The following is a 23,147-nucleotide window of genomic DNA, read 5'->3' as shown; positions in this document are numbered from 1 at the left end:
GCTATAGATAGTCCACATCCGTGGAATGCCTTTTCTACCAGGCGTTTTGGCGTCGCGGTCTGCGATGCAACCAGGTGTTTGTGAGTAAGGTTTTCCAGCCCATTAAGATCGCATTTTATCACGAAGTGTGACGTTACGTGAGCGTCCCTCGAAGGAAAAACTTGAACTTGTCTTGTTTTGATTGTATCCGGGCGGCTAATTCCAGAAATCGGAGCTGACGAGGCCGTCGCTAGACGGCTGTTCCGGTTTCGTGTCGTCAATCCGTGCAGCGGCAATGCCGCCGCGCTTCGAGCCCAAAAGGACAGGCAATGGCCCGCGTCACCGTCGAAGATTGCATCGATAAGGTCGATAACCGTTTCGAACTCGTTCTGCTTGCCAGCCACCGCGCGCGCCTGATCTCCCAGGGTGCCGCCATCACCATCGACCGCGACAACGACAAGAACCCGGTCGTAGCGCTTCGCGAGATCGCCGATGAGACCCTTTCTCCCGGCGACCTCAAGGAAGATTTGATCCACTCGCTGCAGAAGCACGTCGAGGTGGACGAGCCCGAGCCGGATCCGGCTTCGCTGCTGCAGTCGGAAACGGAAACCACGTTTACCGAAGTTGCCGAGGACGAAGACCAGCCGGAAGCGATCACTTTCGACCGCATGTCGGAAGAGGAGCTGCTGGCCGGCATCGAAGGTCTTGTGCCGCCGGAAAAGAGCGACGACTACTGAGATCTTTCGCGGAACGCCCGTTCCTGCGTGTTTTCAAAGCAGTGCGCCACTCGTATGATTGGCGCACTTTTTTTTGATTTCTTCTAGAGTGGGATGAGGAAATGTGTGTGCGGTCGTCCGCCCGCATCCCGCTCTAACTTATGAGAAAATCATCCTGATCTAGAGGACCGCCAGCGAATGATGCGCCAATACGAGCTCGTTGAGCGCGTGCAAAAATACAAGCCCGACGTCAATGAAGCCTTGCTCAACAAGGCTTACGTCTATGCGATGCAAAAGCATGGCCAGCAGAAGCGGGCAAGCGGCGATCCCTATATCTCTCATCCGCTTGAAGTGGCGGCGATCCTGACGGAAATGCGGCTCGACGAGTCGACGATTGCGGTCGCACTTCTTCACGACACCATCGAAGACACGACGGCGACCCGCCAGGAGATTGATGACCTCTTCGGCGAGGACATCGGTGCGCTTGTCGAGGGACTGACGAAGATCAAGAAGCTCGATCTCGTTACCAAGAAGGCCAAGCAGGCCGAAAACCTGCGCAAACTGCTGCTGGCGATCTCGGACGACGTGCGCGTGTTGCTGGTCAAGCTTGCTGACCGGCTGCACAATATGCGCACGCTCGATCACATGTCGGCGGAGAAACGAGCCCGCATCTCCGAGGAAACGATGGATATCTATGCGCCGCTCGCCGGCCGCATGGGTATGCAGGACATGCGCGAGGAGCTCGAAAACCTCTCGTTCCGCCACATCAATCCGGAAGCTTTCGAGACCGTCACCCGGCGGCTGGAAGAGCTTTCGCAGCGCAACGAAGGTTTGATCAAGAAGATCGAAGACGAATTGCGGGAGTTGCTTCAGGCGGAAGGCCTGAAGGCTGCACAGGTCAAAGGCCGGCAAAAGAAACCCTATTCCGTCTTCCGCAAGATGCAGTCGAAGTCGCTGTCCTTCGAGCAGCTTTCCGACGTCTGGGGTTTCCGTATCATCGTCGACGACATCCCGTCCTGCTATCGGGCGCTCGGTATCGTACATACCCGCTGGCGGGTCGTCCCCGGTCGCTTCAAGGACTACATCTCGACGCCGAAGCAGAATGACTATCAGTCGATCCACACGACGATCGTCGGCCCCTCGCGTCAGCGCATCGAGCTGCAGATTCGCACACGGCGCATGAACGACATCGCCGAATACGGTATCGCGGCCCATTCGCTCTACAAGGACGGGGAGGGGAACTCGACGGATCCGACCTTGTCGCCGACCTCGAACGCTTATTCCTGGCTGCGGCGTACGATCGAATCCCTGGCCGAGGGAGATAACCCCGAAGAGTTCCTCGAGCACACCAAGCTCGAACTGTTCCAGGATCAGGTGTTCTGCTTCACGCCCAAGGGACAGCTGATCGCGCTGCCGCGCGGCGCGACGCCGATCGACTTTGCCTATGCCGTGCACACCAATATTGGCGACACCTGCGTCGGCGCGAAGATCAATGGCCGCATCATGCCGTTGGTCACGCGCCTCAACAACGGCGACGAGGTGGAGATCATCCGCTCCGGCATCCAGGTGCCGCCGCCGGCTTGGGAAGAGATTGTCGTTACCGGCAAGGCGCGCTCTGCCATCCGCCGCGCGACGCGTGCCGCCATTCGCAAGCAATATGCCGGCCTCGGCTATCGCATTCTGGAACGCACTTTCGAGCGTGCCGGCAAGTCGTTTTCGCGCGAAGCGCTGAAGCCGGCCCTGCATCGTCTCGGTCAGAAGGAAGTGGAGGACGCCATCGCTGCGGTCGGTCGCGGCGAGCTCTCGTCGCTCGATGTGCTGCGCGCCGTCTTCCCGGACCATCAGGATGAGCGCGTGACGGTGAAGCCAAGCGCCGACGATGGCTGGTTCAACATGCGCAGCGCCGCCGGCATGGTGTTCAAGCTGCCGGGTCGTGGCAAGGACGCGAACGGAGTAGCACAGGTCGAAGGGCCGGAAGCGCTTCCGATCCGCGGTCTCTCCGGCAATGCCGAGGTGCACTTCAGTCCTGCCGGCGCCATTCCCGGCGATCGTATCGTCGGCATCATGGAGAAGGACAAGGGCATCACGATCTATCCGATCCAGTCGCCGATCCTGCAGAAGTTCGACGACGAACCGGAGCGCTGGATCGACGTGCGCTGGGATCTGGACGAAGCCAACAGCAGCCGCTTCATCGCTCGGATTGCAATCAGTGCTCTGAACGAGCCCGGAACGTTGGCGGAAGTGGCCCAGGCGATCGCGACCAGCGACGTCAATATTCGTTCGCTGTCGATGGGACGCGTGGCTGCCGACTTCAGCGAGCTCCAGTTCGATCTCGAGGTCTGGGATCTGCGTCAGCTCAACCACCTGATCACGCAGCTCAAGGAGCTTCCGAGCGTGTCCATGGTGAAGCGTCTCTTCGAATAGGCCGAACGGCGCGGCGGCCTACAGGGCTGTCGTGCCCATTGGTGGGGCTGTTCTGAATGCGGCTGCCTCAAAAACAGGCAGCAGATGCATGGCAAAGCGGCAAGGCATGCTGTGGCTGCATGGCTGCCGCCTTTTCCTGGAACTGGTGGAAAAGCGACCTCTAAACTATCTTCTGTGTCGGGAGGTAAACAAAGAGGTTTGCCATGTTCAGTCAGTTGAAGAAGATCACCCGCGCATTGCGCGTCCCCACTCAGGAAGAGCGCGAGCTCGCCTATCTCAATAGCTCGGTCGATCGTATCGATCTCGAATACCGTCAGCGCCAGATCGATCGCGGCCTGTTCCGCAACTACTAAGTCGATCGCGTCCCGTCTCAGGACGGGATGCTGAAGCCATGCGTTCGGTGAATGGCTCGCCTGCGACATATGCGCGGCGCGCCAGCGGGTTGCAAGCAGAGGGCATGACGCCTATCTTGCGGCCAGCAAACAGGCGGACGCGCCGTCTTGTGCCGATTGACGGCTCCAAGATGCGGTCATGACGGCAGAATGTTATTCAGACGTAGAAAACCGGTCACGATTTCCGAAAGGCTCCGCGCACTCATTTGGCCGCGCAAGGGCTTTCGGCGTGGCCCGCGCTACATTGCCTTGAGGATTTTGCGCCTCTCATCGACACCGCATTCGATTGCTATCGGGGTGGCTGCGGGTGCGGCATCGTCGTTCACGCCGTTTTTCGGCCTGCACATCATCATAGCCGTTGCCCTGGCCTTCGTCTTCTCGGGCAACCTGGTTGCCGCGGCGATCACCACCGCGCTTGCCAACCCGGTGACGATCCCGATGATCTTGACTGCGTCCTATGAGCTGGGGACCGCCATTCTGGGGGTCGAAAGTGCGCACGCCGCCAGCAGCAGCGACGTCATGCGCATGGTCGAGCACCTGGACCTCTCCGCTCTCTGGGGACCGGTCTTCAAGCCGATGCTTGTCGGCTCCCTGCCGCTGGCCGCGGCCGGCGCGCTGATTTCCTATCTTGCGTCTTACCACGCGGCTCGCATCTTTCAGAAGCGACGCCGGGCACGCACAAAAGACCTCGGACCTTCCTCATGATCATAGGCATAGGCAGCGACCTGATCGATATCAGGCGGATCGAAAACTCGCTTTCCCGCTTCGGCGAGCGCTTCGTGCAGCGCTGTTTCACAGACATCGAAATTGCCAAGTCCGAGGGCCGGAAAAACAGGGCTGCGTCCTATGCCAAGCGGTTCGCCGCCAAGGAAGCCTGTTCGAAGGCGCTCGGCACCGGTCTCGCGCAGGGCGTCTTCTGGAAAGACATGGGCGTCATCAATTTGCCCGGCGGCAAGCCGACAATGAACCTCGCCGGTGGTGCGGCCGAGCGTCTGGCGCAGATGCTGCCGCCCCATCACCGGGCAGCCATTCACCTGACGATTACCGATGATTTTCCTCTGGCGCAGGCCTTCGTGATTATCGAAGCACTGCCCGTTGCTCCGGTTGAGGGAACGGTTTAGAGCATTCCGCTGGAAAACCCGGTCTGCGGCGATTGAAGGGCAGGCAGTCTGCAGCATATGAGACCGGGTTCAACGCAGTTTGAATGTGGGATCAAAACTGCGGAAGAAAGTTGAGAGCAAGCCCCGGTGAGGGCGTTGCCATGATAAAGGAAGACAAAAGCGTGGCAGAAAAGACAGAAGCGAAGCAGAGCGGTCTCTGGGAAAACGTGAAGGTCGTTATCCAGGCGCTGCTCTTGGCCGTGGTCATCCGTACGGTTCTCTTTCAGCCCTTCACCATTCCCTCGGGCTCGATGATGCCGACTCTGCTCGTTGGCGACTACATCTTCGTCAACAAGTTCGCCTACGGCTTCTCCAAGTATTCGCTGCCGCTTTCTCCCGACCTGTTCTCCGGCCGCATTTTCGCAAGCGAGCCGAAGCGTGGCGACATCGTCGTCTTCCGCTTCCCGCCGAACCCCGACATCGATTACATCAAGCGCCTGGTCGGCCTGCCGGGTGATCGTGTCCAGGTGCGCAACAGTATCCTCTACATCAACGACAAGCCGGTCGACCGCGCGCCGGACGGTGCGTTCCGTGCCGACGACCAGTACGATACCGGCGGCGACGTCCCGGTCTATCGCGAAACGATGGACAACGGTGTGTCCTACGACACGCTCGACCAGTTCCCGGATTCGCGCGGCGACAACACCCGCGAATTCATCGTGCCGGCCGGCCATTACTTCATGATGGGCGACAACCGCGACAATTCGGCTGACAGCCGCTTCGACGTCGGCTTCGTTCCGGCCGAAAACCTGGTCGGCCGCGCCAGCATGATCTTCTTCTCGCTTGGCAACGACACCTCGTTCCGCGAAATCTGGAAGTGGCCGGCGAACCTGCGTTACGATCGTCTGTTCAAGGCGGTCGAATAATGAAGTCGCGGTCGCTAAGCGCGGAGGATCGGGCAAAGCTCGAGACCGTGATTGGCTATCAGTTTGCTGAGAAGGAGCGCCTGGATCGGGCGCTCACCCATTCCAGCGCCCGTAGTGCCAAGGGCTCCAACTATCAGCGGCTGGAGTTCCTGGGCGACCGGGTTCTGGGGCTGTGCGTTGCCGAACTTCTGTTCCAGACCTTTCGCGACGCAAATGAAGGCGAACTGTCGGTAAGGCTGAACCAACTCGTCAGCGCCGAAAGCTGCGCCAAGGTCGCCGACGATATGGAGCTGCACCAGTTCATCCGGACCGGTTCCGACGTCAAGAAGATTACCGGCAAGGCGATGATGAATGTGCGCGCCGATGTGGTAGAGTCGCTCATCGCCGCCATCTATCTCGATGGGGGCCTTGAGGCTGCGCGCGGCTTCGTGCTGCGCCACTGGAAGGATCGGGCAGTACGCGCCGACGGTGCGCGCCGCGATGCGAAGACCGAATTGCAGGAATGGGCGCATGCCAAGTTCGGCATTGCGCCGTCATACAGGACGGACGACCGTTCCGGCCCGGACCATGATCCTCGCTTCACGGTAACCGTGGAGATCTCGGGGGTCGCGCCGGAGACCGGGATCGACAGGTCCAAGCGTGGCGCCGAGCAGATCGCCGCGATGAAATTGCTGGAACGCGAAGGCGTGTGGCGGAAAAATTCCGCCGGAAATTGACGGAAAAAATGACGGATATGGAAAAAGATACGGCCGCCGAAGGCGCGCCGACCCACTCGGGCTTCGTGGCGCTGATCGGCGCGACCAACGCAGGCAAGTCGACCCTGGTCAACCGCCTCGTCGGCGCCAAGGTGTCGATCGTCAGCCACAAGGTGCAGACCACGCGCGCGATCGTGCGCGGCATCGCCATCCACGACAACGCCCAGATCGTCTTCATGGACACTCCCGGCATCTTCAAGCCGCGCCGCCGGCTCGACCGCGCCATGGTTACGACCGCCTGGGGTGGAGCCAAGGACGCCGACGTGATCATGCTCCTGATCGATAGCGAGCGTGGCCTGAAGGGTGATGCGGAAGCGATCCTCGAGGGGCTGAAGGAAGTGCACCAGCCGAAGATTCTGGTGTTGAACAAGATCGATCAGGTGCGTCCAGAAGATCTCTTGAAGCTCGCGGCTGCGGCCAACGAGACGATCAAGTTCGAACGTACCTTCATGATCTCGGCGCTGAACGGGTCGGGTTGCAAGGATCTGATGGACTACCTCGCCGAAACCTTGCCGGAGGGCCCCTGGTACTACCCGGAGGATCAGATTTCCGATCTGCCGATGCGCCAGCTCGCGGCTGAAATCACTCGCGAGAAGCTGTTCCTGCGCCTGCATCAGGAACTTCCCTATGCCTCGCATGTCGAAACCGAGAAGTGGGAAGAGCGCAAGGACGGATCGGTTCGCATCGAACAGGTGATCTACGTCGAGCGCGAGAGCCAGAAGAAGATCGCGCTTGGCAAGAATGGCGATGCGATCAAGGCGATTTCGACGGCATCGCGCAAGGAGATCTCCGAGATCCTCGAGCAGCCGGTGCACCTGTTCCTCTTCGTCAAGGTGCGCGAGAACTGGGGCGACGATCCCGAGCGCTTCCGCGAAATGGGCCTCGAATTCCCGCGATAAGCCCGGGCACAAGGCCTTTGCAATACGATCACGGCACCCGTCGCAATCGGGTGTCGTACTCCGGCCGCGCACCGCTTATGAGACCGGCGCAAATCACCGCAGCACTTTAGATCTGTAGCAAACTCCTTCAGTCGATTCCGGTTTAGGCGCTGCGCAAGTGCCGCCGCCGGCGGCGATATCACGCGCCCGCTACGCGTTTTCCGTTGTCATCGAGAACCGGCTCCCCGTCCTCCTTCGAGAACGGGCCCTTGTGCGTGTCGGGCAGGATCCCGAGCACCAGTTCGGACGGGCGGCAAAGCCGCGTGCCGATCGGCGTCACCACGAAGGGGCGGTTGATGAGAATAGGATGCTCCATCATCGCGTCGAGCAGGCGTTCGTCGCTGAGTGTGGGGTCCGCGAGCCCGAGTTCCGCATAGGGCGTGCCTTTTTCGCGGATCACGTCACGAACCGTCAGGCCGGCGTCAGTGATCATCTTCTGGAGTTCCTGCCGCGATGGCGGCGCCTGCAGATACTCGACCACAGTCGGTTCGATACCGGCGTTGCGGATCATCGCAAGCGTGTTGCGTGAAGTGCCGCAGGCGGGGTTGTGGTAGATCGTGACGTTCATGCGTTGGCCTCCTGCGAAGTCGAGATGGTCAGCAGCCGGTCTCGACGATTGTTCTCGAAGCCATAGGCTCGATGCGGGCAAGGGGCAAGCCGCACGCTGGATGCTGCCTCAGTCCGCCATGGCCTCAGCGACCTGCCGTTTTCCCAGTGCCGGACCGATCATCTCGATACGGTTGGTCCAGATGTAGCCGGAAAACCCCGGCGGGACCAATTCCAGGTCCTGCATCGTATCGATCCCGGTGGTGAAATCGCCACCGTGATAGGGGCCGAGCAGGATGATCTCGCTGCCCGCCGCTTCCATCCGTTCGGCGAAGCGGTCCGGCCAGCCCCAGAGGAATTGCGCATAATTGCCGGGCACGATGACGAGGGTGTTGCGGCAGGCCTCCGGCATCAGGCCCGTCCAGCCATAGCCGAGATAGCGCGTCAGGCACGCCATCGTCGACGTCCGGTCATAGCCGCGCATCCCTTCCAGGCGCTTGAGCGTCTCGCGGGTCGGCTCCTCGCCGCCATAGGCCCCGAACACCGCCTGTCGCCATTGCGACTGCGCTTCGATCAGCGTTGCGAGTGCCGTGCCTTCCTCTGCGCGCCGGCTCTTGAAGTTGACCAGGAACTTGCGGTCGGGGAAGGCCGCCAGCACTTCATCCAGCGTCGGCATTTGGCCGACACCCTTGCCCCGGAACGGGAAAGACGTGCCGCCATCGGCGGTGTAGCCATAGCCGATGTCGAGGGACTTCAGGGTGGCCATTGGCGTTTCCTCGGTCACGCCCTTGCCCTCGGTGCGGCAGTCGAGCGTCCAGTCGTGAAAGACGGCGAACTGTTTGTCCGGGGTGAGATGCACGTCGAGTTCGACTACGTCGGCCCCGGCATCGAAGGCAGCCTGCATAGAGGCGATGGTGTTTTCGAGATAGGGATGCTGCGGCGTGTCGATGACCGTTGCCGTGCAGGTGTCTTTGCCGACATTGGCCTTCGAATAGGTCTGGTGAACGCCGCGATGTGCGAGCAGTTTCGCCGTGCCTGCAGGCGGCGCGACAAACATAGACGTGTTCATCGCCCAGACGACGGCAGCAAACAGCACGATAGCGGCAAGGGCTTTCTTCATCCCGATTCTCCTCTTGCAACCGGGATTGCCCGACAATGTGGCGCGACGATGATCGTGCACGTTTTGCGTGCGTGTCGCGGATTGCGAACAATGTGTCACCCGCGCGCGCGATTGACCCTTGGCCGAGCCCTGTGAGACGTAGCGGTCGCTGATTTTGCGATCCGGAGAAGAGAGATGCCGCAGCTGGTCGAGGGAAAATGGGTCAAGGGCGACGTTGCGGCCAGCGAGATGAAGGGCGGCGCGTTCCACCGGGAGCCGACGCGCTTTCATCGCTGGATCACGCCGGATGGCAGCCCAGGACCGGATGGCCAGCCGGCCGTGCCGAGCGAGGCCGGGCGCTACCGCCTGTTCGTTTCTTACCTCTGCCCCTGGGCCTCGCGCACGATCGCCTTTCGCAATCTCAAAGGGCTGCAGAACATTGTCGGTCTGACGGTTTCAAATCCGGTGCTCGGAGAGGACGGCTGGGTTTATGACGAGCCGGTCGATGCCGGGGAGCGTGTCGGCAAGATCCGCTTCCATCACGAACTCTACGTGGCGAGCGACCCGATCTATACCGGCAAGGTGTCGGTACCGGTTCTCTGGGACATGCGCGAAGGGCGGATCGTCAACAACGAGTCCGCCGATATCATCCGCATCCTGAACACGGGCTTCGATCACCTGACAGGTAACCGGCTCGATTTCTATCCGCAGGCGCTCCGGAGCGACATCGATCGCTGGAATGGGCCGATCTATGAACGCGTCAACAACGGTGTCTATCGATCTGGCTTTGCCAAGACGCAGGAGGCCTATGATGAGGCGGTGGCAAGCCTTTTCGGCATGCTCGACGAACTCGATGCGCACCTGGCGGTTAACCGTTATCTCGCGGGCGAGTACCTGACCGAAGTCGACATCCGCTTGTTCGTCACCCTGGTTCGCTTCGATGCGGCCTATCACGGTGCCTTCAAATGCAATATTCGCCGGATCGAGGATTATCCGGCGCTGTCGAACTATTTGCGTGAAATCTACCAGTGGACGGGTATCCGCGAGAGCGTGCGCATCGATCACATCAAGCGCGGCTACTACGGCATTGCCCACATCAATCCGACCCGCATCGTTCCCGCCGGCCCGACGCTGGATTTCGATCGCCCGCATGATCGCGCCCGCCTGACGGGGCGAGGGGTCGTCGGCGCATAGGGTCATTCCTCAGCATTTGCTAAGGAAACAAATTTATGAGGGGCCACAAAAGAGCCCATTGCCAATCGGTCGAGCGTTCCTAAATTAATGGAAGTTCTGATGGATAGGAGCCCGATGGCGGCTGGCCTGACGAATTTCCGGCAGCGCAAGCACGAGTTGCGAGATGCGCCCGCTGGATGCCCGTGAGGCCACGCCCGAGCCGGTTCTCGCCGCTTCCGGACGGGCCGCATCTGTTCCCCATGCGCGCTCGCGCAACCCCCGGAAGCCCCGAAAGAGCCGACCCTTCGCATCTCTCATGCGCCAGAACACGTATGTAGGTCTGGTAGGGGTGGGAAATGAATGCAGCATTGTTGACTTTGCTTCGCCGTCTTGTTCGCATCGGCAATCTGACGGTGTTTTTTTCTTCCGGCAAACAGGTCATCTTGGGTGACGGCACCGGAAAACCGGCAACGATCCGCATCGTCGATGCGGAGGCAGAAAAGGCGATCGTCCAGGACCCTGGCCTTCGCTTTGGTGAAATGTATATGGATGGGCGCGTCGTCATCGAAAAAGGTGACATCTTCGACGTGCTGTCGATCGTAAAGACCAATGGGCTGGAGAATGCGGCAACGCTCTCCAACTCGCTGATGACCATGCAGCATGTCTTGCGTCAGCAGGTGCGAAGCCGCCTACCTGTCAACCGCAACCGGCACAACGTTGCGCATCACTACGATCTCGATCGTAAGCTCTTCAACCTGTTCCTCGATGAGGACTGGCAATATTCCTGCGCCTATTTCCAGCCGCGCGGTATCTCGCTCGATGCGGCCCAGCTTGCAAAGAAGCGGCACATCGCCGCAAAGCTGCTGTTGGAGCCGGGACAGAAAGTACTCGAAGTCGGTTCCGGCTGGGGCGGAATGGCCATGTACCTGGCCGAATCCTCCGGTGTCGAAGTCACCGGCATCACCCTCAGCGAAGAGCAGCTCAAGGTGTCACGTGATCGTGCCGCCAGGCGCGGGCTTTCCGATCGCGTCCGCTTCGAACTGCAGGACTACCGCACCCTGCAGGGCCGGCAATTCGATCGCATCGTCTCGGTCGGCATGTTCGAGCATGTCGGCATCGGTAACTACGGCAATTTCTTCAACAAGATGAAGGAGCTTTTGAAGCCGGAAGGCGTCATGCTGCTGCATTCGATCGGCCAGGTCTACAAGCCATGGGCGACCAACCCTTGGATCGAAAAATACATCTTCCCCGGCGGTTACATTCCCGCCCTCTCCGAGGTTTTGCCTTCGGTCGAGCGGATGCGCCTGCTGGTGAAGGATATCGAGATCCTGCCGATGCACTATGCGTGGACCTTGCGGGCCTGGCGGGAGCGTTTCGTCGCACGGCGTGAAGAGGCGGTGCGGCTCTATGACGAGCGCTTCTTCCGCATGTGGGAGTTCTATTTGGCGGCCTCGGAAACGGCCTTCCTCTACGACAAGCACTTCATCTTCCAGCTTCAGCTCTCGCCGTCTCTCGAAGCCGTACCTGTGTCGCGCGGCTACATCGAGGAGCGCGAGCGGCAGTTGATCGAGTTCGAGAAGCGCCGGCCGCAGCTCGAGCCCGTCAACAATTGGGATGAGGCGGAGCCGGAAGAACATATCGAACCGGCTGCAATCGCAGTCTGATCCAGGAGCCATCCCCCGCCGCCGCAGCCCGGCACGGGATGGCCACCTCCCATCTTCTGTGGAGTTCGGAATTTCCTCCGAAGGCCTTCACTTGGCCTCGAAGCTCTGCGCCTTTATGGTCGCCGACCAAACGACTGCCAGTTTCCTCAGATCAGCTCTGATCCAAGGACAAAACGTGCAGCGCTTCGAAGCGCTGCAGGAAAGACGGAATTGCCCATGGCCAGCCCCGCTAAATCCATCGCCGCCATCATCGCCAGTGAAATCAAGGCAGCCCCTTCGCAGGTCACAGCCGCTGTCGAGCTGCTGGACGAGGGGGCAACGGTGCCGTTCATCGCGCGCTACCGCAAGGAAGTGACCGGCGGGCTCGATGATACGCAACTGCGTGTGCTGTCGGAGCGGTTGACCTATCTGCGCGAACTCGAGGCGCGTCGCGCATCCATCCTCGAGTCGATCCGCGGACAGGACAAGCTGACCGCCGAACTCGAAGCCAAGATTGCCGCCGTCGAGACCAAGGCGGAGCTCGAAGACATCTATCTGCCCTATAAGCCGAAGCGCCGCACCAAGGCGGAGATCGCCCGCGAGCGTGGGCTCGCGCCGCTGGCCGAAGCCATTCTTGCCGATCGTTCCGTCGCGCCCGCCGACCGCGCAACGGCGTTTCTCACGGCCGAGGTGGCCGATGTGAAGGCTGCGCTCGATGGTGCGCGCGACATCATCGCCGAAGGCATGACGGAAAACGCCGATCTCCTCGGTCGCCTGCGTAATCACATGAAGGGCGCCGCGTTCCTGCGCGCCAAGGTCGTCGACGGCAAGCAGGAGGCAGGCGCCAAGTTCTCGGATTACTTCGATCATTCCGAGCGTTGGGCGACCACGCCCGGCCATCGCGCACTGGCGATGCTGCGCGGCTGGAACGAAGAGGTGCTCTCCGTCGACATCGTCGTCGACCAGGACGATACCTCGCCGATAAAGCCGGTCGAGCGCATGATCGCCGCCGCCTACAATGTCGGCGCCCATCTGCCGGGCGACAAATGGCTCTCGGAGATGATCGGTTGGACCTGGCGGGTGAAGCTCTCCATGTCCTTGTCGCTTGACCTGATGCGCGAACTGCGCGAGCGCGCCGAGGAAGAGGCGATCCACGTCTTTGCCCGCAATCTCAAGGATCTCTTGCTTGCCGCTCCCGCGGGATCGCGGTCAACGATGGGGCTCGATCCGGGCATCCGCACCGGTGTGAAAGTCGCGGTGGTCGATGGCACGGGCAAGCTGCTCGAAACGACGACCGTCTATCCGTTCCCGCCGAAGAACGACATCCGCGGAACGCAGGCCGAACTCGCTTCGTTGGTCCGCAAGCACAACGTGGAACTGATCGCGATCGGTAACGGTACCGGCAGCCGCGAGACCGAAAAGCTCGTCGCCGACATGCTCCAGCAGTTGCCGGCGCCGAAGCCGACCAAGGTCATCGTTTCCGAAGCCGGCGCCTCGGTCTACTCGGCCTCCGAAACGGCTGCCCTGGAGTTCCCCGGCCTTGACGTTTCGTTGCGCGGTGCGGTCTCGATCGCTCGCCGCCTGCAGGATCCGTTGGCCGAACTCGTGAAGATCGAGCCGAAGTCGATCGGGGTTGGACAGTACCAGCACGATGTCGACCAGTCGAAGCTCAGCCGGTCGCTCGATGCGGTGGTGGAAGACGCGGTGAATGCCGTCGGCGTCGACGTCAACACGGCATCGGCCCCGCTGCTCGCCCGTGTTTCCGGTCTTGGCAAATCTTCCGCCGAGGCAATCGTCGCACATCGTGACGCGACCGGGCCGTTTGGCAGCCGCAAGGAACTCTTGAACGTGCCGCGGCTCGGCGCACGCACCTTCGAACAGTGCGCAGGCTTCCTGCGCATCCCCAACGGCAAGGAGCCGCTCGACGCCTCGTCCGTCCATCCGGAAGCCTATGGCGTAGCCAAGAAGATCGTCGCTGCCTGCGGCCGCGACGTCCGTGCTCTGATGGGCGATAGCGCCGCGCTGAAGCAGCTCGATCCGCGAGCCTTCGTCGACGAACGGTTCGGACTGCCGACCGTGAAGGACATTCTCGCCGAACTCGAAAAGCCGGGCCGCGACCCGCGCCCGAGCTTCAAGACCGCGACCTTTGCCGAGGGCGTAGACGACATCAAGGACTTGAAGGTCGGTATGCAGCTCGAAGGCACCGTCACCAACGTTGCGGCCTTCGGCGCTTTCGTCGATATCGGCGTGCACCAGGATGGTCTCGTTCACGTGTCCCAGCTCGCGGATCGTTTCGTCAAGGACCCGCACGAGGTGGTAAAGGCCGGGGACGTCGTGACCGTGCGTGTCACCGAGGTGGACGTCCCCCGCAAGCGCATCGGCCTGACGATGCGGAAGGATGGTGGCGCAGAGTCAGGCCGCGAGGCCCGGGGTAGCGCACCCAACGCAGGCAACCGCGGCGCGCCCATGCGCCAGCAGAAGCCGCAGGCGCCGTCACAAGGCGCCTTTGGTGCGGCCCTGATGGAGGCGATGAAGCGCAAATAGCAACATTTGCGCAAGGGGCGCTCCGGCGCCCCTGATCATCGGTCTATARTTTAGATAATTGTAATAATCGCGGCTTTCCGCCATACTTCTTCGATCGTGGCACCTGCGCAGTTTGTGGGCAGTGTGCCGATGGAGCAGCCGGATCTACGGCGGAAAAGGTCAGCGGAAACTCCTCCTCCGCCGGGCGTCCGGTGAAAGGAGTTGCGTGATGGTACGCAAGGCGATCCGCGGCTTGGCGCTGGCCGCCCTCTTGGCGGCCGGGGTGACGGCGCGTCCGGTCCCCGCAGTTTCGCAGGCCCCGATAAACTGCGCCAATCGATCCGAGGTGATCGAGTTTCTGGCTCGTCAATACCGGGAAAAGCCGGCTGCGACAGCGCAGATCAATCCCCAGGCGATCATGGAAGTCTATGCGGCCGACAACGGCAGCTGGACGTTGATCGTCACCGACGTCAATGGCCGAAGCTGCGTCATCCTTGCCGGCAAGAGTTGGGAAGCTCTGCCGCCGCTACCCATTCCAAAAGCATAATCGGCGCGCGGTCCCGTTCGCTTCTTTCCGTCGCGTCGGCCAAAGCTCGTCAGAGGGGCCGGCCGATGCTGGAATAGGCAAAGCCGTGCTTGGCAACTTCGTCCTGGCGGTAGATGTTGCGGAGGTCGACGAGCACAGGCGTCTTCATCGCCGACTTCAGCCGGCGGAAGTCGAGCGCGCGGAATTCGTTCCATTCCGTCACGATCACCAATGCATCGGCTTCGTTGGCCGCCTCATAGGGGTCGCTCGCATAGTCGATACCGTCGATGATCTTCCGGGCGTTGTCCATGCCTTCCGGGTCGTAGCCGACAATGTGGGCGCCGGCGTCCTGCAGCGTCTGCACGATGGCAATCGCCGGGCTGTCGCGCATGTCGTCGGTGTTCGGCTTGAATGTGAGGCCGAGGATCGCGATCTTGTGGCCGCGCACGTCGCCGCCGGCCGCCGCAATCACCTTGCGGCCCATTGCCCGCTTGCGGTTGTCGTTGATCGCAACCGTGGTCTCCACGAGACGGACGGGCGCATCATGGTCCTGTGCGGTCTTGACCAGGGCCAGCGTGTCCTTCGGGAAGCACGAGCCGCCGTATCCCGGTCCCGCATGCAGGAACTTCGAGCCTATGCGGCCGTCGAGGCCGATGCCGCGGGCGACGTCCTGCACATTGGCGCCGACCTTTTCGCAAAGATCCGCCATCTCGTTGATGAAGGTGATCTTCATCGCCAGGAAGGCGTTGCCGGCATACTTGATCAGCTCGGAGGTGCGGCGCGACGTGAAGACCAGCGGCGACTGGTTGAGATAGAGCGGCCGGTAAACTTCGGTCATGACGTCACGAGTCCGCGCGTCATCATCGGCAACACCGATGACGATGCGGTCGGGCCGCTTGAAGTCCTCGATCGCCGCGCCTTCGCGCAGGAATTCCGGATTGGAGACGACGGCGAAATCAGCATCCGGATTGGTTTCGCGGATGATGCGCTCGACCTCGTCGCCGGTGCCGACCGGAACGGTGGATTTGGTGACGATGACGGTGAAGCCCTGGAGGTTTACGGCGATCTCGCGCGCCGCCGCATGCACGTAGGAGAGGTCGGCGTGGCCATCGCCACGGCGGGAAGGGGTGCCGACGGCAATGAAGATGACGTCGCTGTCGGCGACGGCCGAAACGAGATCGGTGGTGAACGACAGACGGCCCGAGGCGACGTTGCTGGCCACCAATTGATCGAGGCCGGGTTCGAAGATCGGAATACGCCCCTGCATCAAGGCGTCGATCTTGCTCTCATCCTTGTCGAGGCAGACAACATCGTGACCGAAATCCGCAAAACACACACCGGAAACGAGGCCTACATAGCCGGCGCCGATCATCGTGATTTTCATTGGCTCTTTCCTTTGTTGTCTGGCGAGCTCTTGTTCGTGAACGTGGAAACCATGCTGGTTGGCACGCCCTTATGCTTGCGGGGCCGAGGGTCCGGCTTTTCCGCCGACATTGTAATATTCCTCATACCAGGCGGCAAAGCGTGCCACGCCTTCTTCCACCGGTATCGAGGGTTTGAAGTCGGTCAGGGCCTCCAGGAGGTCCGGGGAGGCGTAGGTGCGCGGCACATCGCCCTGCTGCATGGGCAGCATGTTGCGCAGCGCCGGCTTGCCGACGGTCTTCTCGACCGTTTCGACGAATGTCATCAGTTCGACCGGCTGGCCGCCGCCGATGTTGACCACCCGGAAAGGCCCCTGGCGCGACAGCGTGTCTTCGGCCTTTTCGGCAGGCACGCGGTTCTCTTCGGCCGGGGCCACATGAGAGAGCCGGAGGATGCCTTCGACGAGGTCGTCGATATAGGTGAAGTCGCGGCTCATGCGGCCTTCGCCATAGATGTCGATCGGCTGCCCCTTGTGGATGGCGTCGACGAACTTGAACAGCGCCATGTCAGGCCGCCCCCAAGGTCCGTAGACGGTGAAAAAGCGAAAGGCAGTGGTCGGAACCTTGTAGAGATGCGCATAGCTGTGCGCCATCAGTTCCGCTGATTTCTTGGTGGCCGCATAGAGTGTCATCGGCTCGTCGGCGCGATCGGTTTCCGCAAACGGGATCTTCTCGTTGGCGCCATAGATCGAGGACGTCGAAGCCAGCATCAGGTGCTTGGGGCCGAGCTCCCGCGCCAATTCCAGGACGTTCCAGGAGCCGACCAGGTTGGAATCCACATAGGCCTTCGGATTTTCGAGGCTGTAGCGAACGCCGGCCTGGGCCGCGAGGTGGATGATGACCTCCGGCTCGGCAATCTCTGCCGCATGGTTGAGCGCTGCGCGGTCTTCGAGCATGCCGACGACAGCCTTGAAGCCGTTCGAACGCGCCAGGATTTCATGCCGCCGCTGCTTCAGCGTCACGTCGTAATAGGGCGTCATGCCGTCGAAGCCGACCACGAAATGCCCTTCGTCGATCAATCGCTTGGCGAGATGAAAGCCGATGAAGCCCGCGGTGCCGGTGATGAGGTAACGCACGACGAATGTCCCCAAATTGTGTTGTCAGGGCGTTCTTACGAAGAAAGCCGGGCGATGGAAAGTCGAAACCGTCACTCCGACGGTCGGGTCAACCCCTGTTGCAGGGCGGAAAGTACCGACATCGCGTGTCCCGCATATTGGCTGATCCAGCGGTCGTGAATGGATTGGATCGGCAAAGCGTTCAAATGGTTCCAGCGCTCGCGACCCTCGCGCCGGACAAGCACGAGTTCAGCCTCTTCCAGCACCTTCAGATGCTGCATGACGGTGCAGCGGTCAAGGTTGCCGAATTGCTCGCAGAGCATGCCGGTGGTCTGCGGCGCGTACTTCATGGCGTCGAGCATCTGTCGCCGCAGGCTGTTGGCCAGGGCCTTGAAAACGAGATCGTCTTTCGAATCGGTTGACATGTTATTTTTTTATAACATATTCTGTTTTGGCTCAATGGGAGGAACGTCAGATGCCCTTCGAATTCCGTGTGAATGGACGGATCGATCGCCCGGTCGCCCAGGTCTTCGATGCCGTCGTCAATCCGGATCAGCTCAGCCGCTATTTCGTCACCTTTGGAGGCATCAGCGGCCCCCTGGTCGCAGGGGCAACGGTCAAGTGGTGGGGGGAGGTGCCGGTCCAGGTCGAGGCGGTCGAGCAGAACGAGCGTATCGTCTTTCGTTGGGGCGCCACGGTCGCCAAGGGCGAGGAGCCCTACCAGACCAGCGTCGAAATGCGCTTCCAGTCGCTGGATGACGGCGCCACCATGGTGACGATCGCCGAAAAGGGATGGCGCGAGAACGAGCAGGGGCAAAAGGGATCTTATATCAACTGCGAAGGTTGGTCGCAGATGCTGGCCTGCATGAAGGCCTGGCTCGAATACGGCATCAATCTGCGCCAGGGCTATTACTTCAGCGAACTCTCAGGCAAGCCGGCGCTCGAACCGCAAGCCTGAGCCCACRCACCTGGCTTTCCGCTCCGGATCCAGGCGCGAAATCATCGACAACTAAACATAAACAGTAAGCCGCGTCGGCAGGCGTCGAGCGGCAATAGGAGATTGCGCCATGACGAAAATCACAGGTGGCATCAACATCGCCATGAAGGTCCCCTCGCATCAATACGAGGCGGTCATCGCCTTCTATCGCGACACGGTCGGTCTCGAGCCCATCGAGGAAAAGCTGCCGGCCATCGGCTTCAAGCTAGGTCCCAACCAGCTCTGGATCGACGAGGCGTCGAATTTCAGCCAGGCCGAGGTCTGGCTCGAACTCTTTACCGATGACCATGTGGGCGCGCTGGATCATCTTGCCACGAGCGGCGTTGTGCGCTGTGATGCGGTAGAAGATCTTGGCGAAGGCTTTCGCGGCGGCTGGATCATGAATCCGGCCAACATCGTGCACATGGTGCGGACGCCGGACGCCTGGTAGGCGCGCCCGGCATTCCGCCGAGCAGGTATCAGTAGACCGGCGGCAGGCCGCCATTGGCAGCGCTTGCCATCGGGATGCCGCCCGCCGTTTCGGTCATCGGCGGTTCCGCCTGCAGCACGACGACGCGCGAGTCGAGCGGCACGCGGCTGTAGAGGTCGATGATGTCGGGGTTGAAGAGGCGGATGCAGCCGCTCGACACCGCCTTGCCGATCGACCAGGCCTCGGTGGTGCCGTGGATGCGGAACAGCGTGTCGCGGTTGCCCTGGAACAGGTAGAGCGCGCGCGGCCCGAGAGGATTGCGCACGCCCGGTTCCATGCCGCCTGCAAGCGGACCGTAGCGTTCAGGCTCGCGCTCGACCATGCTTTGCGTCGGCGTCCAGCGCGGCCATTCGGATTTGCGCGCGATGCGCGCTTCGCCTTCGAATTCCAGGCCGGCCTTGCCGACGCCGATGCCGTAGCGCATCGCCATGCCGCCATCCTGCACGAGGTAGAGGAAGCGGTTCTGGGTATCGATCACGATCGTGCCCGGCGGCTCGTGCGTCTGGTAGGCGACCTGCTGGCGCAGATAGCGCTTGTCGACCTTGCTGATGTCGATCGCATCCAGCGGGAATTTCTCATTCGGCAGCGGCCCGTACATCGCCACATAGTATGGATCCGGCCCCTTCGGCTTGGCCRGCCCCGAGGCGGTAACGCAACTGGCGAGCGTCGAGGTGGCGAGAAGAAGGGCGAAAAGCTGCGCCAGGCGGCCGGCGCTGTTCCGGGACACACACATAATGAAATTTTTATCCTGCTGATTGTCTTTTGGGCGGGAGGCACGGTTTTTGCCGCCCTTCCGTTCTAATGTCAAAGACGGCGTCGGGGCGGCGACAGCATGTCGCAAATGAGGCAACCAGCGAGTGTGGCCGAAAGGCGACAGTCACCCGGATGCCCACCCCTGCAAGATCGCTTGATCCGCTTTCGATCGCGGGTGTATGCCATAGCCATGCAATGGAGCGATCAGGCCATCATTCTCGGAATACGGCGGCACGGCGAAAGCTCGGCCATCGTGGAGGTCATGAGCGCTACCCACGGCCGACATCTCGGCATGGTGCGCTCGGGCCGTTCGCGCATGATGCAGCCGGTTCTGCAGCCGGGCAATTCGGTGGAAGTCACCTGGCGCGCCCGGCTTGACGAGCATATGGGCGAATTCCGCATCGAACCTGTGGAACTGCGCGCCGCCCGTCTGATGGAGACGGCGACTTCGGTCTACGGCATCCAGGCGCTCGGCGCGCTCTTGCGGCTGCTTCCCGAGCGCGACCCGCATCCGCATCTCTATGAGGCGCTGACGGTCATCGTCGATCATCTCGCCGATCCCGCCGATGCCGGCGAATTGTTCGTGCGCTTCGAGCTTGCGGTCCTCAACGATCTCGGCTTCGGGCTCGATCTCACGGAATGCGTCGCGACCGGCACCCGCACCGAGCTCGTCTACGTCTCGCCGAAATCGGGCAGGGCGGTCTGCCGGGAGGCGGGAGAACGCTATGCCGATCGCATGCTGGCGCTGCCGGATTTCCTTTCGGCCGAAGCGCGAAGGGCTGCGGACCACGACAGTCTCGCCGCCGCCTTCCGCCTGACGGCCTTCTTCCTCCACCGCCATGTCTACGAGCCGCGTGGCCTCGATGTTTCCTCCGCCCGCAACGGCTTCGTCCATGCGGCGCTCAAAGCGCTGAAAGCGCAATCCTCCGCCGCCTGACCTCCAGGAGTTCCAGATGTATCAAGAGCTTTATCCCGGCATGTCCGTATCCGGTATCGGCGTGCTGTCGCTCGATCGCGTCGCCCGTGATGGCGGCCTCAGGGCGATGCAGGACCTGTTGAGCGGCGACCTGCCGGCCCCACCGATGTCGAAGACATTGAAGTTCGGGCTAAGCGAAGTGGAGGAGGGCCGGGTTGTCTTCAAGGGATTGCCGACCGAGGAGCATCTCAATCCGCTCGGCACCGTGCATGGCGGATGGACGGCGACGATCATGGATTCAGCCCTTGGCTGCGCGGTCTTCACCACGGTGAAGCCCGGCGAGGCCTATACGACGGTCGAGTTCAAGGTGAACCTCGTCAGGCCGCTGCTGCCCGGCATGGGAGAAGTTTTCTGCGAGGGCCGCATCGTGCATCGCGGCCGCACCATCGCGACGTCCGAAGCCTGGCTGCGCGACGTCAACGGCAAGCTGCTGGCCCACGCCACCGAAACCTGCGCCATCTTCCCGATCGACAATCTGCGGCGCTAAAACAATTCCTGAAACGAGGACGCCGTGCAGAACTGCGCGGCGTCCGTCTGCAATCCTCAGATTTATCAGCCGATCCGGCCGCCGCCCTGCTTGGTCACGGCGATGACGGCCGGGCGTACCGGCATGTCATCCCTAAAGTCCGGCCAGCGGGTGGCCGGGGCCTCGTAGGTGGCAAGGCCGGCATCGCCCGGGTGCTGGACGGCGAGGAAGAAGGTGTCCGAGGTCGGGTTAAAGCAGGGGCCGCACATTTCGGCGCCAACCGGCACGCGGAAGAAGAGCTTCGACGTGCCGCGGGCGGCACCATCCGTGTCGATCGCCCATATGCCGTCGGTACGGCCGGTGTCCTTCTCATTGTTGCCATCGGTCGAAACCCAGAGACGGCCGTCGGTGTCGATCGCGCAGTTGTCTGGCATGCCGAACCAGCCGTTCTTGGTGGTCGCGGTCGAGAACGAGGCGCCGACCTCGGCAACAGCAGGGTCGCCGCACTTCAGGAGCACGTCCCAGCGGCTCTTCAGCGAGGCAAAGTCACCGTCCGTCTCGGTGATCTCGACGATGTGGCCGAAGGCATTCTTGGCCCGCGGATTGGCGGCGTCAACTTCCTCTGCCCTGCGCTTGGTGTTGTTGGTCAGCATCACGTAGACCTTGCCCGTCTTCGGGTTCGGCTGGACGTCTTCCGGGCGGTCCATTTTGGTCGCACCGAGGGCGTCGGAGGCGAGACGGGTGTTGATCAGCACGTCCGCCTGCGAGGCAAAGCCGTTGGCTTCGGTCAGCGGGCCTTCGCCGTGCGTCAGCGGCATCCAGGTGACGGTGCCGTCTTCGTCGAACTTGGCGACATAGAGCGTGCCCTCGTCGAAGAGGTCCATGTTGGCGGCGCGATCGTCAGGCTTGAAGGTGCCCTTGGTCACGAACTTGTAGACATAGTCGTAGCGCTCGTCATCGCCGGAATAGAGCACGACGCGACCGTCCTTGTTGACGATCGATTCGCAGCCTTCGTGCTTGAAGCGGCCGAGGGCGGTGCGCTTCTTCGGTACCGACGTCGGGTCCAGCGTGTCGACCTCGACGATCCAGCCGAAGCGGTTGGCTTCGTTCGGCTCCTTGGAGACGTCGAACCGGTCGTAGAAAGACGCCCATTCATACTGGCCGCCCGGTGCGCCCAGGCGCTTCAGCTGCTTGTATTCAGGATGGTCTTCGGCGATCTCGCCGCCGAAATAGCCGTTGAAGTTTTCCTCGGCCATCATGTAGGTGCCCCAGGCGGTGACGCCGCCGGCGCAATTGTTAAGCGTGCCGAAGACTTTTTTGCCGGTCGGGTCGGAGGGCGTCTTCAGGCGGTCGTGGCCGGCGGCCGGACCGGTGATCTGCATCTCGGTGTTGACGGTGATGCGGCGGTTGTTCTTGCCATCGAGAACCGGTTGCCACTTGCCGTCGACCTTGCGGATCTCGATGATCGTGCCGCCATGGGCAGCCATCTCGATGTCGACCAGTTCCTTGCTGTATTCGCCGAGAACGACCTTCTCTTCCTCGACTTCCTTGCCGTCCTTCGTCACCTTTTCCTTCACGACGCTGGCGAAGGCCGGGAACATCAGTTCGGCATTGGTATATTCGTGGTTGACGACGAGCAGGCCGTGGTCGGCGCTGCCGTCGAGCGGGATGAAGCCGACATAGTCGTTGTTGTAGCCGAAGAGTTTTTCCTGGGCGGCAGCCGTCTGGTTCTTCGGGTCGAACTCCGGACTGTCGGCGAAGATCTTGTCGCCCCAGCGCAAAAGGATATCCGCATCATACCCTTCAGCGACATGGTGCTTCTCGTCGACGCCGGCTTCGATCTCGGTGAAGTCGAAGCGCGAACCTTCCTCGGCGCGTGCTTCGTCGGCAGTGAGCAGAGCGAGCGGGCTGACCGTCGTCGAAATCGCGGCGACGGCGAGCGAGCCGCCGATGAAGGAGCGGCGCGAGAAACGGCGATGGATGATGTCGCCCATCGTCGGGTTGGCGGAACAGTTGTGGCCGATGTCTTCCAGCTCTTCCCTGCGTTCCGTCAGCGTCTTGAATTCGGTCTCTTCCGTCTGGGCGAGATGCTTGTCCATGATCGGGTCTCCTGTTGAACGATGGAAACCACCGCGCGAGACAGCGGTGTTCATCCGCCTGTACCAGCTGCCCGGTGACAGTTCTGCGACATTTCCGTGAAGAGATTACAGCGCTCGGACGTCTATGGATTTGGTGACCGCGCAAAAGTTTGTATGGTTGCGCCGAGCACG

General features: G+C 61.5%; 23 protein-coding genes. 16 read left to right on the top strand and 7 right to left on the bottom strand.

Features of this window, described 5'->3' with window-relative positions:
- The first annotated feature begins 308 nt into the window (after nt 1–308).
- The 8 genes from rpoZ (at nt 309) to era (ending at nt 7,191) form a co-directional block, all read left to right on the top strand.
- Nucleotides 309–716 (top strand): DNA-directed RNA polymerase subunit omega, encoded by a 408-nt coding sequence (rpoZ, locus tag AB4Z53_RS17420; RefSeq protein ID WP_113541515.1) that lies wholly within the window; start codon nt 309–311, stop codon nt 714–716.
- Between the two features lie 177 nt (nt 717–893).
- Nucleotides 894–3,119, top strand: a complete 2,226-nt coding sequence (locus AB4Z53_RS17415) for a RelA/SpoT family protein (RefSeq protein WP_441596742.1) — start codon at nt 894–896, stop codon at nt 3,117–3,119.
- A 203-nt stretch (nt 3,120–3,322) separates the two neighbouring features.
- Nucleotides 3,323–3,472, top strand: coding sequence for a DUF3563 family protein (locus tag AB4Z53_RS17410; RefSeq protein WP_113541513.1), 150 nt, complete (start codon nt 3,323–3,325; stop codon nt 3,470–3,472).
- A 189-nt stretch (nt 3,473–3,661) separates the two neighbouring features.
- Entirely contained in the window at nt 3,662–4,216 is a 555-nt protein-coding gene (locus tag AB4Z53_RS17405; protein ID WP_113541512.1) for a DUF2062 domain-containing protein, read from the top strand.
- The gene (gene acpS, locus AB4Z53_RS17400; protein ID WP_441596740.1) at nt 4,213–4,632 is read left to right on the top strand and encodes a holo-ACP synthase; all 420 of its coding nucleotides are present in this window, start codon (nt 4,213–4,215) and stop codon (nt 4,630–4,632) included. Before AB4Z53_RS17405 ends, acpS begins: the two co-directional genes overlap by 4 nt.
- A 161-nt stretch (nt 4,633–4,793) precedes the next feature.
- The gene (lepB, locus tag AB4Z53_RS17395; RefSeq protein ID WP_113541539.1) at nt 4,794–5,537 is read left to right on the top strand and encodes a signal peptidase I; all 744 of its coding nucleotides are present in this window, start codon (nt 4,794–4,796) and stop codon (nt 5,535–5,537) included.
- On the top strand, nt 5,537–6,253 hold the full coding sequence (gene rnc / locus AB4Z53_RS17390; RefSeq protein WP_113541510.1) for a ribonuclease III: 717 nt from the start codon (nt 5,537–5,539) through the stop codon (nt 6,251–6,253). The genes lepB and rnc overlap by 1 nt, the downstream gene beginning before the upstream one ends.
- Before the next feature lie 8 nt (nt 6,254–6,261).
- Nucleotides 6,262–7,191, top strand: coding sequence for a GTPase Era (gene era, locus AB4Z53_RS17385; RefSeq protein ID WP_057252807.1), 930 nt, complete (start codon nt 6,262–6,264; stop codon nt 7,189–7,191).
- A 178-nt stretch (nt 7,192–7,369) separates the two neighbouring features.
- Here the strand turns inward: era and arsC are convergent, their stop codons facing one another.
- Nucleotides 7,370–7,798: an arsenate reductase (glutaredoxin) gene (gene arsC, locus AB4Z53_RS17380; protein ID WP_113541509.1), complete on the bottom strand. Its 429-nt coding sequence runs from the start codon at nt 7,796–7,798 to the stop codon at nt 7,370–7,372.
- Nucleotides 7,799–7,906: 108 nt separating this feature from the next.
- The gene (locus AB4Z53_RS17375; protein WP_441596739.1) at nt 7,907–8,896 is read right to left on the bottom strand and encodes a glycerophosphodiester phosphodiesterase family protein; all 990 of its coding nucleotides are present in this window, start codon (nt 8,894–8,896) and stop codon (nt 7,907–7,909) included.
- A gap of 174 nt (nt 8,897–9,070) precedes the next feature.
- On the opposite strand from AB4Z53_RS17375, the gene AB4Z53_RS17370 reads away from it, so the two are divergent.
- From AB4Z53_RS17370 to AB4Z53_RS17355, 4 genes are all read left to right on the top strand, one after another.
- Nucleotides 9,071–10,069 carry a glutathione S-transferase family protein gene (locus AB4Z53_RS17370; RefSeq protein ID WP_441596738.1) on the top strand — a complete coding sequence of 333 codons (999 nt, stop codon included), beginning with the start codon at nt 9,071–9,073 and terminating at the stop codon, nt 10,067–10,069.
- A gap of 335 nt (nt 10,070–10,404) precedes the next feature.
- Nucleotides 10,405–11,712, top strand: a complete 1,308-nt coding sequence (locus AB4Z53_RS17365; protein ID WP_291158808.1) for an SAM-dependent methyltransferase — start codon at nt 10,405–10,407, stop codon at nt 11,710–11,712.
- Between the two features lie 216 nt (nt 11,713–11,928).
- Complete coding sequence (locus AB4Z53_RS17360; protein ID WP_441596737.1) at nt 11,929–14,235, top strand: Tex family protein; 2,307 nt, start codon at nt 11,929–11,931, stop codon at nt 14,233–14,235.
- Between the two features lie 208 nt (nt 14,236–14,443).
- On the top strand, nt 14,444–14,761 hold the full coding sequence (locus AB4Z53_RS17355; protein ID WP_113541504.1) for a hypothetical protein: 318 nt from the start codon (nt 14,444–14,446) through the stop codon (nt 14,759–14,761).
- 49 nt (nt 14,762–14,810) lie between these two features.
- Here the strand turns inward: AB4Z53_RS17355 and rkpK are convergent, their stop codons facing one another.
- The 3 genes from rkpK to AB4Z53_RS17340 all read right to left on the bottom strand — a co-directional run bounded on the left by rkpK (nt 14,811) and on the right by AB4Z53_RS17340 (nt 17,641).
- Entirely contained in the window at nt 14,811–16,124 is a 1,314-nt protein-coding gene (rkpK, locus tag AB4Z53_RS17350; RefSeq protein ID WP_223726821.1) for a UDP-glucose 6-dehydrogenase, read from the bottom strand.
- Between the two features lie 69 nt (nt 16,125–16,193).
- Complete coding sequence (locus AB4Z53_RS17345) at nt 16,194–17,237, bottom strand: NAD-dependent epimerase (protein ID WP_441596736.1); 1,044 nt, start codon at nt 17,235–17,237, stop codon at nt 16,194–16,196.
- A 71-nt stretch (nt 17,238–17,308) separates the two neighbouring features.
- On the bottom strand, nt 17,309–17,641 hold the full coding sequence (locus tag AB4Z53_RS17340; protein WP_441596735.1) for an ArsR/SmtB family transcription factor: 333 nt from the start codon (nt 17,639–17,641) through the stop codon (nt 17,309–17,311).
- Nucleotides 17,642–17,691: 50 nt separating this feature from the next.
- Between AB4Z53_RS17340 and AB4Z53_RS17335 the strand changes: the two genes are divergently transcribed.
- On the top strand, nt 17,692–18,174 hold the full coding sequence (locus tag AB4Z53_RS17335) for an SRPBCC domain-containing protein (protein ID WP_441596734.1): 483 nt from the start codon (nt 17,692–17,694) through the stop codon (nt 18,172–18,174).
- 109 nt (nt 18,175–18,283) lie between these two features.
- Nucleotides 18,284–18,643: a hypothetical protein gene (locus AB4Z53_RS17330; RefSeq protein WP_441596733.1), complete on the top strand. Its 360-nt coding sequence runs from the start codon at nt 18,284–18,286 to the stop codon at nt 18,641–18,643.
- A 28-nt stretch (nt 18,644–18,671) separates the two neighbouring features.
- Here AB4Z53_RS17330 and AB4Z53_RS17325 read toward each other — a convergent pair whose 3' ends face one another.
- Entirely contained in the window at nt 18,672–19,415 is a 744-nt protein-coding gene (locus AB4Z53_RS17325; RefSeq protein ID WP_441596732.1) for a L,D-transpeptidase, read from the bottom strand.
- Nucleotides 19,416–19,625: 210 nt separating this feature from the next.
- Between AB4Z53_RS17325 and recO the strand changes: the two genes are divergently transcribed.
- Both recO and AB4Z53_RS17315 read left to right on the top strand, forming a co-directional pair.
- Nucleotides 19,626–20,372 carry a DNA repair protein RecO gene (gene recO / locus AB4Z53_RS17320; protein WP_441596731.1) on the top strand — a complete coding sequence of 249 codons (747 nt, stop codon included), beginning with the start codon at nt 19,626–19,628 and terminating at the stop codon, nt 20,370–20,372.
- 16 nt (nt 20,373–20,388) lie between these two features.
- Entirely contained in the window at nt 20,389–20,898 is a 510-nt protein-coding gene (locus AB4Z53_RS17315; RefSeq protein WP_441596730.1) for a PaaI family thioesterase, read from the top strand.
- 65 nt (nt 20,899–20,963) lie between these two features.
- On the opposite strand, the gene AB4Z53_RS17310 is transcribed toward AB4Z53_RS17315, so the two are convergent.
- On the bottom strand, nt 20,964–22,976 hold the full coding sequence (locus AB4Z53_RS17310; RefSeq protein ID WP_441596729.1) for a PhoX family protein: 2,013 nt from the start codon (nt 22,974–22,976) through the stop codon (nt 20,964–20,966).
- Nucleotides 22,977–23,147 lie beyond the last annotated feature (171 nt).

This window comes from Ensifer sp. 2TAB8 (assembly GCF_052115125.1).
Lineage (GTDB): Bacteria > Pseudomonadota > Alphaproteobacteria > Rhizobiales > Rhizobiaceae > Ensifer.
The sequence above is the reverse complement of the archived record's forward strand: the minus strand, read 5'-3'. Positions and strand labels throughout refer to the sequence as shown.